Origin of the sequence: Halalkalibacter nanhaiisediminis (assembly GCF_007830185.1) — a bacterium.
Taxonomy (GTDB): domain Bacteria; phylum Bacillota; class Bacilli; order Bacillales; family Bacillaceae_D; genus Halalkalibacter; species Halalkalibacter nanhaiisediminis.
The window spans coordinates 96,383-110,033 of sequence record NZ_VLKZ01000004.1 but is presented as its reverse complement, the minus strand read 5'-3'; the positions used below and the strand labels follow the sequence as shown (position 1 = coordinate 110,033).

The following is a 13,651-nucleotide window of genomic DNA, read 5'->3' as shown; positions in this document are numbered from 1 at the left end:
TTTTTTTTTAGGTAGACGTTTAAACAACACACGCTGGAGGATACAACATGAAACAAACATTACCATTAAAAGAAATCGCCGCACTCGGTTTCTTAATGTTCGCATTATTTCTAGGAGCTGGAAATTTAATTTTTCCTCCCTTACTAGGACAACAGGCAGGTGAAGACATCTGGTTAGCTATTTTAGGTTTTCTCGTCACGGGGGTCGGATTGCCTCTGCTTGCTGTCATCACGATTTCACAAGTTAAAGGGGATCTTCACCAACTCTCATCAAAAGTGCATCCTTTATTTGCTATGATTTTCCCCATTGTCGTTTATTTAGCGATTGGTCCTTTTTTTGGAATTCCTCGTACAGGAACAGTCGTATATGAAATTGGTGTTGTTCCTTTTCTAACAAGTTCGAGTCAAAATGGTTGGAGTTTATTTATCTCCACTTTTGTTTTCTTTTTACTTACTTTTTGGCTAGCTCTTAATCCCGCGAAGCTAGTCGATCGAGTTGGTAAAGTATTAACACCTCTGCTCTTGATTTTTATTGCTATTATCTCAGTTCGTGGTGTCGCTTCACCACTTGGTCAATTAGAGCCTGCTGTCGATAAGTATTCTAGCAGTCCTTTCTTCAGTGGCTTTCTCGAAGGCTACTTAACAATGGACGCAATTGCTGCTCTTGTTTTTGGAATTGTGATTATAAACCGATTAAAGGAAAAAGAAATTGTTCAGCAAGTAGCGCTTCGTGCTTACACGATTAAAGCTGGTATTGTTGCAGGATTAGGCCTTTCCTTTGTGTATGTAGCACTAGCTTATCTTGGTGCTACAAGTGTCGAAACAATTGGACATTTAGATAATGGAGGAGCTATCCTTTCTTCTATAACAGCTTCGTTATTTGGACCAGTTGGTACAGTCTTATTGGCCTTGGTTATCATACTCGCATGCTTAACAACATCAATTGGACTTGTCTCTGCTTGCGGAGAATTTTTAACACAACGGTTTAACGGGCTTTCTTATCCTGTTATTATAGCTGTTATATGTCTTTTCAGTCTGACAATGGCTAACCTAGGTCTCAGTCAGCTCATTGCCGTTTCGTTACCCGTTCTTGTGGCTATTTATCCAATTGCTATTGTCTTAATTACGTTGTCGTTGATTGATTCTTTTATCCGTATCCCTCGCTCTACTTTTATCGGATCCATTGCTTTTGCAAGTGTTATTAGCGTTTATGATGGGCTCGTCGCAGCTGGAATGGAGATCATCTCAATCTCTTCTGTTTTTGAGAATATTCCACTTTTCACAAATGGAGTTGGTTGGTTGCTTCCTTCTATTATTGGTGCTATTATCGGCACAATACTGCATAATAAAAATAACGGTTAAAACACATAAAACCAGGACCCTGATCAGGTCCTGGTTTTAAACTTAAGCACTGACATATTCTTCTACACGTTCTAACACATCTGGTTCATATACTTTAATAACCTGTACCGCACATTCAATTGCCTCTTCATATTCAAATTGGCGGAAGTATTGTTCAGCATCAATCAATCCTGCCTCTACAGCTTGAGATCGACTTCGGTAACGATTTCCAAATTGAATGATTTTCTCTGCCAATGCAGCTTGATGAATCGTTTCTTTTATCAACTCTTCATTCTCATTAACCAATCCAACAGCTTCTTGCACAAGGACATTAACCCTACCAAGCTCTAGAGGGACTTGCTCAAGTTGAACAGAAGCTTCCATTAACTTCTGTTCCGCTTGATCAAGCTGCATAAGAGATTTCTGAGGTAATCCAGGAATATTACTCTTTTGAACCATTCGTTTCGTCTCAAGCATTGTATCTCTTAAAGTACGCAGTGTTTCTTTCGCTCTCCATTCATCTTCTCTAAGAGCAAAAAGAGACTCTTTGTCACGTTCAACAGAGGTTGAAAGCTTCTCCATTTCTACTTGCCACTCGTCAACCATTTCACGTATGGATGTAAACGTCTGCTTTTCATTTAAAGACATATCCTCTAAAACATCCAGCTGCTTCGTTAGATCAAATACCTTCTCTTTCATTTTATCTTGAGCTTTAAAGTGTTCTTCAGATAAATGGTAACTTTGCTGAATTTGCTCTGTTTCTTGAGCTAACTCCTCACTTCTTTGATTCACTTGCTCTACTCGTTCATTTAATTCAGATAGCTTATCAGTCACATATTGTTTTGATTGTACCTCGTACTCTAAAGCTTCATATACCTGTTCAATCTGCTCTGATAATTCTTTTAAACGTTGCTCCACTTCATCACACTTTAAGCTAGCCATTTCTTCTTTCAACGCCACTAGCTCTTCATGAAATAGGTCGATTCGTGGATGAAGAGCAAATGCTTCTAGCTTGTATCCTGCAATCTCCATTTCTTCCATACCTTCACGAATATTCTTTATTTCTGAAGGTATCGTCGTTTCAATCTGCACCAACAACTTGGGATAACGCTCCAATAACGATTCGGTCTCCGTAAGCAAATCATTCGCTTCAACAAGGTGATCTCTCGCTTGAAGATAACTCCCCTCAGCCGTAGCTTCGTCAAATGATGTTAATAAGTTATTTACCTTATCAAACCTCTCATCAAATGCAGCAAGACCTTGTCCAAGCGACCCTCGCTTCTTCATTAATGCAGCATACAATTTTTTATAACTCGCCTTAACATCGTCAATTTCTGTACGATTTTGCTGTTCGCTTTGTACAAGCTGGTCGATCTCTCCAAGCATTTGCGTTAATTGCACTTCAATCCCATTTAAACGATTTTCAACCGTGGTAATCAATTGCTTCGCGTTATTAAAGCGATTTTTCGTTGCCAGCTCTTCGATATCAAACAACTGCTCTTCAATTTGAGGCAAAATGGTTACGACAATATCATCCCATTCATTTCGCCATTCTTCAAATTTCTCTTCCGTTTGCCCTGACATTTGAAGCTGCTTAACCTTACCAATTTCATCGGGGATGGCTCGATTAATAATCTCATTTTTCCATTCCTCTAATCGATCGACTTCTTTATACGTTCGTTTTCTAAAGATTGCACTAACAATAACTAAAATAGCAATAACGGCGATCGCCGTATAAATAAGGTAAGACATGTGAGGACTCCCTTCTTATGCTCCTTATAATCGTTGTAATGAAGGCCTCATTTCACTCTGTGATGAACGCCAATAGCGTTTAAACCAACTCGTTTATTACGGCACTTCTTGTTGTTTCTCCAAAAAAAACAAATATCCTCTATATCATGACAATTTTTATAAAGTTTTTATGTTTTTTACGATTTTGATCAGTATTATGATACCATGAAAATGCGACTTTGTATGCTTTTTTTAAGGGTATCGACATAGGAGGAGAGATAAGATGATCATACATGATGGCCACGTTCATACACCTTGGTGCCCACATGGGACTATGGATTCACTTGCAGATTATTGCGAAGAGGCAATAAAACTTGGTATGAAGGGAATTACATTTGCCGAACACGCACCACTTCCGCCTTCCTTCACTGACCCTACTCCCTTAAAAGATAGTGGAATGGATCCAAAACATCTAGAAAGCTATATAGATCATATCCAAGCTTTGAAAAAAGAGTATAAAGGGAAACTTAATATTTTATTAGGCTTAGAAGTTGATTACATTGAGGGGTTTGAACGTGAGACAACCTATTTCTTAAATGAAGTCGGGTCATTGCTCGATGATAGCATTCTGTCCGTTCATTTTTTAAAAATAGACGAGGATTATTTCTGCATAGATTATAGTCCAGATACATTTGCCGAAGCAATTCAATTACTTGGTTCAACCGAAAATGTATACAAACGTTACTTTCAAACAGTATTAGCATCCATTGAAGCAAACATCGGTCATTTTAAACCTAAGCGAATTGGACATATTACACTGGCCCGTAAGTTTCATAAGCGGTTTCCAACAAATGCTCTTTTTAACGAAGAAACGACGCAAATCCTTTCACTAATCCAAAAGAAAGGATATGAGCTCGACTATAACGGCGCTGGATGTGTCAAGCCGCTTTGCAAAGAGCCATACCCTTATGATCATATTATCGATCAAGCGATTGAACTAAACATCCCTCTTGTGTACGGCTCAGATGCCCATCAAGTTAGTGCACTGATGAGCGGCCATGATCAGCTCGTACCACACGCCCCGCTTACTAAACCAATACGCTGAATCCTTAATTAAGGTTTATGTGAATACAGTCATTAAAGTGCAAGATACGCTGAAGGCATGGCTTTTGATGTTTGACAAAGCCATGTCTTCACCCAGCGCTCCATGTGCTCCATGTAACGCTCGATAAAATAAGGTTCAGTAGGTGTGATTTGGTACAATTCTCGCAAGTAATGAGGCGACAAATACGGCATCGTCACCATCGTATGCAAATGGATAATAATAAAGTCAATTGGCTGCTTCTGAAATTCACCCGTTCTCATTCCTCGACGAATGACGTTCTCAAAATCATGCTTTTCTTTTCTGAGGTACGTAGCCATTAATTCACGAACAAGTATCGAATCAAGGGTCAATTCCCGATGAACCATCCTTGCAACGTAGTGATTCGTTGTTTGATATAAAAGTAGTGCTCTAAGTAACGACAGCAATTGTTCCTTCGCTGACAACAAATCACGATTCAGCTCGCTTTTCATCACATGAAGGTAACCTTCTAAAAACTGGGTCACAAGCGTTTCATATAGCCCTTTCTTCCCTCCAAAATGATAGGAGACAAGTGCAACATTTACGTTTGCTTTCGTCGCAATGTCTCTAACAGAAGTGCCATCATAGCCTTGAGTATGAAACAACCTAACAGCAGCGTCCAGCATTTTATCCTTCGTTGTTACCTTCATCTCATGATCCCCTTCCTTTGCTAGTGCTCACTATAATCGTTTCGATTCAACCATTTATTTTCCTTTATGAATCGGTCGACAATTAGTTGAAATCTTTCTACATATTTTTTATTTTGTTCTGAATCAAGAATCGTGTAGAATACGAAAGAAAGAGTTAATGAAAAGGGGGAACACTCATGTTTCAAACAGAGACATATAAAGGTACACTCGCTAAGAACTATGAGCTTGTGACAAAACAATTAAATGCTTTACTCACTGGAGAAAAGGACTTGATCGCAAATTTAGCGAATGCAAGTGCTCTTCTTTATCAATTTCTATCCGATGTCAACTGGGTTGGCTTCTATCTTCTAAAAAATGAAGAACTTGTCCTTGCTCCATTTCAAGGTCTTCCTGCATGCGTACGCATTCCGATTGGAAAAGGTGTGTGTGGTACTGCTGTGGAGAAAGAGACAACTTTATTAGTGGAGGATGTTCATGCATTTCCTGGTCATATCGCTTGTGATGCGGCTTCACGTTCTGAGATTGTCATTCCAATTCGCTACGAAGGAAAAATAATTGGCATTTTAGATATCGACAGTCCAACTGTTAACCGCTTTTCACAAGAAGATCAAGCCCACCTAGAACAATTCATTCATGAACTGGAGCAACATATCTTTATTTAATTAATAATGGATAAGCAATCAATAGCGAAGTTTCCTAAAGAATAAAAAAGGACTCGAGGTCTGATTTACTTGCTACTTATCGTTTATTCAGACGACAGTAGTCTAGTTAGAGTCAGACCATTACGAGTCACTTTTATATAACCATTTCTCTTCTTTTTCTATAAAGGCATCTTTGTCACAACTTGATTTTTACCTGCTTCTTTCGCACTATACAACGCTTCATCGGTTAGGTTGAACAAACGTTTCAACGACAGATCAGCGTCTTTTGCATGCCAAGAAGAAACACCCACTGATACAGTCACCTTTGGACTTGTTTCAACTGAAACTGCCTCTACAATTCGTTTAGCGATTCGGTTCCCAATGTTGACTTCTATCTTTGGGAAATAGATGGCTAATTCCTCCCCACCCCACCTAGCAGCAATATCTTCATCTCGAATATTTTTCTTCATAATATTGGATACTTGAATAATGATATCATCACCTACTTGATGTCCGTAAGTGTCATTAATTTGTTTAAAGTTATCAATGTCAAGTAATAGAAATGTCCCTTGAATATCTTGATTCATCGAGTCCTGAATTCGTTTGTCAAGGTGATTGCGAGAGTATAATTTTGTCAGATGATCAGTAATGACCAACCGTTCAAGCTCCTCATGAAGCATTGAATTTGTAAAGGCAAGTGTGGAATGATGAACCAATGATTGAAGCAACTTAAAATTCTCAAAAGTAAAATGATAAGCATCACGATGAATCGTAATAACCATTCCCTTTAGTTCATTGTTTTGAATCATCGGAACCGTCAAAACCGATTTATATTCCTCTAGTTGAAATTCTTCATGTAAACGCGTATCTCCAATATAAACTGGATCCTTATCGCGTTTGACCTTTCGTATGAACGGATCAAGACTGCTTAGCGTTTCATCGTTTATAAAAAATGGGGTACTTCCATCAAGAACAACGGACTCTCCTTTTGCAGGAAACATAATAAACCCTACTTGCTCAGCTTGAAAAGATTCTATGATTTGTTGAGTCATAAAATTGATCGTATCGGCCAATCGCAAATTGAGATTGATTTGATGCGACGTTTCATTAATAAGCTGCAAATCATGAATAAGGTTGCGCGATTGTTGGTACAACTCTGCATTTTCTAAAGCATTTCCTCCTGTATCTGCAAGCATTTGAATAAAATCAATTTCATAGGATGGAATATAAACATTGGGAGCGGTTTGAATTTCCATCACTCCATAGACTCCTTGCTTACCACGTAATGGGACATATAACATATTGTCGTCAACTTGAATATTACCTGTTAAATAGGCATGTTCTGCTTTACGATTCCCACTGTCAGCCCCATACATGAAAGGTTTAATTCGTAATTCCGCACTAACCTCCCATTCCTGAGAGAGCAAGAGATGAACATGATAATGAGGATAAGCTTTTTCCATAGCATAGAGAATTTCTCCCAACACTTCACCAATATTCATTGTAGAATAAAATTTCTTGGTTACTTGAAAGAGGATATCGCTTCGCTGCCCTTCTCGTACGCTTTTTTCATGAGCATATCCCTTTTGCAAAAGCGGTGCGATTTCTTTTAAAGTAACGTTCATTTTTTCCTTTTCTCTCATCGCATCTTGCTCAGATTGAAATGAAAAAAGAAACAAGGACACTATTTTTTTATCATTTAATAGTAGAAAAACAAGATGATCGTTATACCCATTTCCTAAAATAGGAATATCTTTCAGGAAAAACAGATGATCAGCATCCGTAGCTTCTACATAGCTATACGCTTCAACAGCTTCTTTAACAGGAAGGATTTGCAACTCAGACTGATGAAATAATGGAACATAATGGTCACCGCTTTTTTCCACGATAAGCAGCTTACCTGAAGTTTGTTCATTTCTCTCATATAACTGCACGAGTGCGTTAGCTAGAGACGTAAATTCAATCTGATAGTCGGCTTCTTTCAGTAAGTCTTTTAACTTAATTAATTCTGACTCAGCATTAGATAAGTGTTGGCTTAAATTCATTCCAGAAGCAATTCCTTCAAGATATTCTTCTAAAAGAGTCTTGTCTTCACTTTCTAATGGAACAATGGCACCTATGTAACGTGCAGGGTTACTTTCGTTGATGTTCAAAATAGGTACAGCAAGCAGCAACGATTGCTCATATTCATGTTTCAACTTTTCAGATGAGAAATGATTCTGAAAATAGTTAACGGCCTCTATCATAGAAGAAGGGATATCTTGTACTCTACAAACAGAAAGAATTTGTTCATTAGATGCAATAAAAAAAACAGCAGACTCAAACAAAGTTGTGTTCAAAATATGATTTGACACAACCTCCTCTAATACTGTTCTAAATTGACTATTATAGCTGTTTCCAATTAGAAGCTTGTCCATTCTCTTGTACCACCACACAATTTCATGCGCATCTTAGGTAACAATAGACTACAGCGCATCGTATTTTTAATCATTCTTAAAATTTGGAAATAGTCTAGTAAGACAGGCTAGATCATACCCTTAATTTTCAAAGTATATATGACATTTCGATTATTCTATTTCATTTAACTTTAGGTCTTTGTGCACTCTATTATAAAACAACTTGTTGCATTTTACTATGTCTGATCAGAGTAAGCATATAAAAAATTATGGGATCCCATCTTCCTATTCAGTGCTTGCTTTAAAAAGAATATTGACATCAACAATATAAATTTTGTATAATGGATTTTGTGTAAAATAAGACAGCCAAGGTAAACGTACTATGTTAGCTTCATTTTGTTCCTCGAGACTAAAGTCGAGGTGTATTGTGTAACTTCTAGCTGTCGAAGCGAAAATACATGAAGGCAAAATGATCATAGTATGAGATTATCAAGCGGTTGTTATTTTGCAACAACAAAATAACAAGGAGGAGTCAAATTATGGCTCGTTATACAGGTCCATCTTGGAAATTATCTCGTCGCTTAGGTGTTTCACTAAGCGGAACTGGTAAAGAATTAGCAAAACGTCCGTACGCTCCAGGGCAACACGGTCCAAACCAACGTAAGAAGCTTTCTGAATACGGATTGCAACTTCAAGAAAAGCAAAAGCTTCGTCACATGTACGGTGTGAACGAACGTCAATTCCGTCGTATTTTTGATGATGCTGGTAAAATGAATGGTATCCACGGTGAGAACTTCATGATTCTTCTTGAGTCTCGTCTTGATAACCTAGTTTACCGTATGGGTCTTGCTCGCACTCGTCGTGCAGCTCGTCAACTAGTTAACCATGGTCACATTGTTGTAGATGGCGGACGCGTTGATATTCCATCATACCGCGTTAAACCAGGTCAAACAATCAGCCTTCGTGAGAAGTCTCGTAACCTTGAAGTTGTGAAAGAAGCATTAGAAGGCAATGACTTCGTTCCAACTTACGTAACATTTGATGCAGATAAGCTAGAAGGAACTTACACTCGTCTTCCTGAGCGTTCTGAGCTTCCTGCTGAAATCACAGAAGCGCTTATCGTTGAATTCTACTCTCGTTAATCTTCAAAGAAAAATCCAGCCTCATAGGGGCTGGATTTTTTTATCCTTTAAATAATACATTATTTAGGATTGACCTTCATAAATTTACGCTTACCGACCTGAAGGACAAATCCTGAACCAATCTCAACCTGTAGTTGAACATCCTCCACTTTTTCTTCGTTAATTTTCACTCCACCATTTTGGATCATCCGTCTTGCCTCACCTTTTGAACCGAGCATATTTAAATCTACAAGTAAGTCGACAATCCATACTGGCGAACTACCTTCCCATGTTGTTTCTGGAATGTCTGTTGGAAGTGCACGTTTTTGGAATACTGTTTCAAAGTATGTTCTCGCTTCTTGTGCAGCTTCTTCACCATGGTACATTTCAACAAATTTCGCTCCAAGATTCATTTTCGCATCACGCGGATGAACACTACCATCCTTCAACCCAACTTCAAGCTGCGCAATTTCTTCTAGTGACAAGTCTGTTGCTAGCTTATAATACTTAATCATCAACTCATCAGGAATCGACATTGACTTACCAAACATTTCATTTGGTTCTTCGTCAATACCAATATAGTTACCAAGTGACTTCGACATTTTCCGTTCACCATCAAGACCTTCAATTAACGGCAACGTTAACGCCACTTGCTTCTCTTTCCCATAAGCCTCTTGAAGATGACGCCCCATCAGCAAATTAAATTTCTGATCCGTACCCCCAACTTCAATATCTGATTCTAGAGCAACAGAATCATATCCTTGCATAAGTGGATAGAAAAATTCATGAACAGAAATCGGTTGACCTGATTTATAGCGCTTTTCGAAATCATCGCGTTCCAACATTCTTGCTACTGTCATATTTCCTGCAAGCTTAACCACATCTTCAAACGTTAGCGGCTTAAGCCATTCTGAGTTGTAATAAATTTTCGCCTTATCCATATCAAGAATTTTTCCATATTGTTCCACATACGTCTCTGCATTTTTCTTTACTTCTTCATCTGTCAGTTGCTTTCTCGTTTCCGATTTTCCTGTTGGATCGCCAATTCGACCCGTGAAATCTCCAATAAGCATTTGAATTTCATGTCCTAGCTCTTGGAATTGACGAAGCTTATGAAGAACAACCGTATGTCCAATGTGCACATCTGGTGCGGACGGGTCCATACCAAGCTTTATTTTTAACGGTTTTCCTGTCACAACCGACTTCTCAATCTTTTTTCTAAAATCTGCTTCTGGAACAATTTCAACGACACCACGTTGTAAATATGCGATTTGCCGTTCTACCTCTGCTTGTTGCTCCACTGTCAATGTGTACTCTTTTTCCATCATTTATTCCTCCTAGTATGAAAAGCATCAGCCCCTTGGTTAGGTACTGTAGCTAGACTTTTTTTTGAATAAACTTCCTTGTAAAATCAAAAAGACCCCACCCCTTAAAAAAGGGACGAGGTCTCGCGATACCACCCTTGTTGAAGAAATAATAAATATATTTCTCCCACTTGATTTCGATAACGGATTAACCGTTCCTTGCTTATCACAAAGAAAGCTCCAGATTGTAATTCACCTTTTGCCTTTGTACTGATTCACACCAACCATCAGCTCTCTTTAAAACAGGGAGACAAAGATTACTTCGATCTTTCAACGCTGAAATTATTAAAATTTTAATGTTTCTTTTTTACCATATCTATTTCACCTTGTCAATCAGACATAAGATAATATCCCAGAAAGCGTATCATCACTTACTAGCATGTGCTATAATATGGCTGATATATGGGAGGTTTGCTATGCATACTAACAAATCAACATTTATAGAGAAAATACGAGCATTTTCAAGGAAATTGCACGAAATGAAAGTTTTTCGAAGAATCGGCATCACATACCAAGTATTTTGGAACCTTTTCCTTATTTGCTTAGTAGTCGGATGTATGTCGATTTTTTTTGTTGGAGGAACAGCAGCAGGTTATTTCGCCTCCCTTGTAAAAGATGAGCCCCTGCGAACAGCAAATGAGATGCGCACAGACATTTACGATTATGAAGAAACGAGTCAAGTATATTTTGCAAATAATGTATTTTTAGGCGAGTTACCTTCAGATATCGAAAGACACCAAGTTGCCTTAGAGGACATTTCTGATCATGTGAAAAATGCTATTATTGCTACAGAAGATGAATATTTTTATGAACATGATGGCGTTGTTCCAAAAGCCATTATGCGGGCAACCTTTCAGGAGTTTGCTAATTCGAATTTGCAAACAGGTGGAAGTACACTAACTCAACAACTCATCAAAAATCAAATCCTGACAAGTGAGGTCTCTTTTGATCGAAAGGCAACAGAAATCTTACTGGCCATGCGCTTAGAAAAGTTTCTCGAAAAAGATGAGATTTTAGAAGCTTACTTAAATATTGTCCCATTTGGCCGAAATTCCTCTGGACGTCATATTGCAGGCGTTCAAGCCGCAGCACAAGGTATTTTCGGTGTTAATGCAAGCGAATTGTCGATCCCGCAAGCAGCCTATATAGCAGGTCTACCCCAAAGTCCTTTTGGCTACACACCATTTAATGGTGATGGGTCTGTAAAAGAAAATCTTGATCCGAGTTTAAATCGTATGCAAACTGTACTCTCGAGAATGCATGAAGCCGGTTTTATTACTGACTCACAGTTAGAAACGGCAATGTCCTATGAAATTCGAGAAAATTTAACAGACAGTACAGCAGCACCAATTGAACTATACCCTTATTTGACATATGAAGTGATGCGTCGTGCAACAGATGTTTTAGTTGAACAGAAGCTAAAGCAACAGAACATTTCGATTGAAGACCTTGATGCAGAAGAACATGTAGAAATACGAAACGAAGCCATGTCTCAACTAAGAGGCAGCGGCTATCGAATTCACACAACCATCGAGAAAGACATTTATATCGCTATGCAAGAAGCTGTTCAAAATGATCATTTATTTGGACCAAACAAACCTGGACCAAATAATGATAGCGAACAAGAAGAAGTCGGGGCTATTCTTATTGAGAACAAAACTGGTGCGATAAAAGGCTTCGTCGGTGGTCGAGATGAAGGTGGAGACAGTCAATACAACCACGCAACACAAGCATATCGTCAAAATGGATCAACTATGAAGCCACTCCTTGCTTATGCTCCTGCAATGGAAATCGGTGCAGTACAGCCTGGAATTGTCGTTCCTGATACAGAAGCTTACTATTCGGGAGGGCAAGAGATTACCAATTTTGACAATTCACATCAGGGTTTGCTATCTGTTCGCGAATCGTTAGCTCGCTCACGGAACGTACCAGCTGTTCGTTCATTTATGAGAGTTCCGCATGAGCAAGCACGAGAAACATTGCTCAATCTCGGCTTTGAATTAGGACCTGGCGAGCCTTATGAGTCTGCTGCATTAGGAGCAACAGAAAATAATGTGACGGTAGAACAAAATACAAACGCCTATGCAACATTTGCAAATGGCGGTAAATACGTAGAATCTTATCTTATCGAACGAATTGAAACAGCTAATGGAGAAATCATTTATGAGCATCAGCCGAAAGAAACAGAAGTGTTCTCTCCACAAACAGCTTATTTAACGATTGATATGTTACGAGATGTGCTTCGTCCTGGTGGTACAGCAAGTTCATTACCTGGTCGGTTATCGTTCTATGCTGACTGGGCAGGAAAAACAGGTACCACAAGTGGTGTAAGAGATTCATGGTTTGTCGGTACAAATCCTAATGTAACACTTGGAGTATGGATTGGTTATGACACACCTAAACAAATCCAAACCACTGTAGGAGGCTTGCGCTACGGGCCTCGCACTCAGCAAATTTGGGCTAATATTGCTAACGCAGCTCACTCTGCTAATCCAGAGCTACTAGCTCCTGGGCAAAGCTTTGTAATGCCTGATGGAATTGTTAGAAGATCGATCTGTAGTATAACGGGTCTTCTCCCTTCTCCCGCTTGTCAGCAAGCTGGACTCGTGACAACTGATTTATTTAATGTGAACTTTTTACCATCTCAAGCAGATGACAGTTTAGAAGGCGTACGTTATGTCACAATTGATGGGCGAAACTATTTAGCACTTGGCTCAACTCCATCCGAATTTACCGAACAAGGCGTTGCGATTTCGAATAACATTTGGGATATTTCCAATATATCTTCTTATTTGCCAGATTCAATGAGAAATGTAGTCCCAGACCAGCAAGCGCCTGACAACGGAAGAACTCCAGGTACAGTTACAGGAGTAACGTTAAATGGACAAACGCTATCTTGGAACAAACATCCTGATAACGATATTGTCGGTTACAGGATTTACCGGGCTCCGAGTGGTCAAACTAATTATCAACGTCTAACACATGTGCGTCAAAATACGAATACAAGTACAACCGTTCAAGCTGGATCATACTCTTACTATGTGACAGCTGTAGATGCATCTGGTCGTGAATCCCAAGCATCCTCCTTTGCTCAAGGTGCAGGATATCAGCCTGAAACAGATGAAGTAACCACTCCAGTTGAAAATAATGATGACAGCAGTAATGGTGATCCTAACGATTCAGCTAGAAATGGAAATGAAAATAGTAATGATGGCGGGGGCAATGGCTCTCCTAGTAACGGAAATGGCAATGGTGGGGGCAATGGCTCTCCTAGTAACGGAAATG

The 13,651-nt window shown here is 39.0% G+C and carries 9 protein-coding genes and 1 other annotated feature; of the genes, 5 read left to right on the top strand and 4 right to left on the bottom strand.

The genetic code is table 11. The features are described from left to right. Nucleotides 1–47 precede the first annotated feature (47 nt). On the top strand, nt 48–1,361 hold the full coding sequence (gene brnQ / locus IQ10_RS08055) for a branched-chain amino acid transport system II carrier protein (RefSeq protein ID WP_144449982.1): 1,314 nt from the start codon (nt 48–50) through the stop codon (nt 1,359–1,361). 42 nt (nt 1,362–1,403) lie between these two features. On the opposite strand, the gene ezrA is transcribed toward brnQ, so the two are convergent. After that, entirely contained in the window at nt 1,404–3,092 is a 1,689-nt protein-coding gene (gene ezrA, locus IQ10_RS08050; RefSeq protein ID WP_144449981.1) for a septation ring formation regulator EzrA, read from the bottom strand. A 262-nt stretch (nt 3,093–3,354) separates the two neighbouring features. On the opposite strand from ezrA, the gene hisJ reads away from it, so the two are divergent. Continuing rightward, nucleotides 3,355–4,176 (top strand): histidinol-phosphatase HisJ, encoded by an 822-nt coding sequence (gene hisJ, locus IQ10_RS08045; RefSeq protein WP_199757403.1) that lies wholly within the window; start codon nt 3,355–3,357, stop codon nt 4,174–4,176. Nucleotides 4,177–4,208: 32 nt separating this feature from the next. On the opposite strand, the gene refZ is transcribed toward hisJ, so the two are convergent. Further along, nucleotides 4,209–4,844: a forespore capture DNA-binding protein RefZ gene (refZ, locus tag IQ10_RS08040; RefSeq protein ID WP_144449980.1), complete on the bottom strand. Its 636-nt coding sequence runs from the start codon at nt 4,842–4,844 to the stop codon at nt 4,209–4,211. A 176-nt stretch (nt 4,845–5,020) separates the two neighbouring features. On the opposite strand from refZ, the gene IQ10_RS08035 reads away from it, so the two are divergent. Continuing rightward, nucleotides 5,021–5,506 (top strand): GAF domain-containing protein, encoded by a 486-nt coding sequence (locus IQ10_RS08035; protein ID WP_144449979.1) that lies wholly within the window; start codon nt 5,021–5,023, stop codon nt 5,504–5,506. 158 nt (nt 5,507–5,664) lie between these two features. Here IQ10_RS08035 and IQ10_RS08030 read toward each other — a convergent pair whose 3' ends face one another. After that, the gene (locus IQ10_RS08030) at nt 5,665–7,902 is read right to left on the bottom strand and encodes a sensor domain-containing diguanylate cyclase (RefSeq protein ID WP_144449978.1); all 2,238 of its coding nucleotides are present in this window, start codon (nt 7,900–7,902) and stop codon (nt 5,665–5,667) included. 518 nt (nt 7,903–8,420) lie between these two features. On the opposite strand from IQ10_RS08030, the gene rpsD reads away from it, so the two are divergent. Further along, nucleotides 8,421–9,023: a 30S ribosomal protein S4 gene (gene rpsD / locus IQ10_RS08025; protein ID WP_144449977.1), complete on the top strand. Its 603-nt coding sequence runs from the start codon at nt 8,421–8,423 to the stop codon at nt 9,021–9,023. 59 nt (nt 9,024–9,082) lie between these two features. Here the strand turns inward: rpsD and tyrS are convergent, their stop codons facing one another. Then, nucleotides 9,083–10,327 carry a tyrosine--tRNA ligase gene (gene tyrS / locus IQ10_RS08020; RefSeq protein ID WP_144449976.1) on the bottom strand — a complete coding sequence of 415 codons (1,245 nt, stop codon included), beginning with the start codon at nt 10,325–10,327 and terminating at the stop codon, nt 9,083–9,085. Between the two features lie 108 nt (nt 10,328–10,435). Further along, nucleotides 10,436–10,649, bottom strand: a binding site (T-box leader). Nucleotides 10,650–10,923: 274 nt separating this feature from the next. On the opposite strand from tyrS, the gene IQ10_RS08015 reads away from it, so the two are divergent. Next, nucleotides 10,924–13,651, top strand: a 2,728-nt coding sequence (locus tag IQ10_RS08015) for a transglycosylase domain-containing protein (RefSeq protein WP_242009792.1), incomplete at its 3' end; no start/stop codon positions are given.

What these genes read in the sequence shown, in the direction of transcription:
- brnQ (WP_144449982.1), top strand. Translation starts at nt 48, where the DNA reads ATGAAACAAACATTACCATTAAAAGAAATCGCCGCACTCGGTTTCTTA.
- ezrA (WP_144449981.1), bottom strand. Translation starts at nt 3,092, where the DNA reads ATGTCTTACCTTATTTATACGGCGATCGCCGTTATTGCTATTTTAGTT.
- hisJ (WP_199757403.1), top strand. Translation starts at nt 3,355, where the DNA reads ATGATCATACATGATGGCCACGTTCATACACCTTGGTGCCCACATGGG.
- refZ (WP_144449980.1), bottom strand. Translation starts at nt 4,844, where the DNA reads ATGAAGGTAACAACGAAGGATAAAATGCTGGACGCTGCTGTTAGGTTG.
- IQ10_RS08035 (WP_144449979.1), top strand. Translation starts at nt 5,021, where the DNA reads ATGTTTCAAACAGAGACATATAAAGGTACACTCGCTAAGAACTATGAG.
- IQ10_RS08030 (WP_144449978.1), bottom strand. Translation starts at nt 7,902, where the DNA reads ATGGACAAGCTTCTAATTGGAAACAGCTATAATAGTCAATTTAGAACA.
- rpsD (WP_144449977.1), top strand. Translation starts at nt 8,421, where the DNA reads ATGGCTCGTTATACAGGTCCATCTTGGAAATTATCTCGTCGCTTAGGT.
- tyrS (WP_144449976.1), bottom strand. Translation starts at nt 10,327, where the DNA reads ATGGAAAAAGAGTACACATTGACAGTGGAGCAACAAGCAGAGGTAGAA.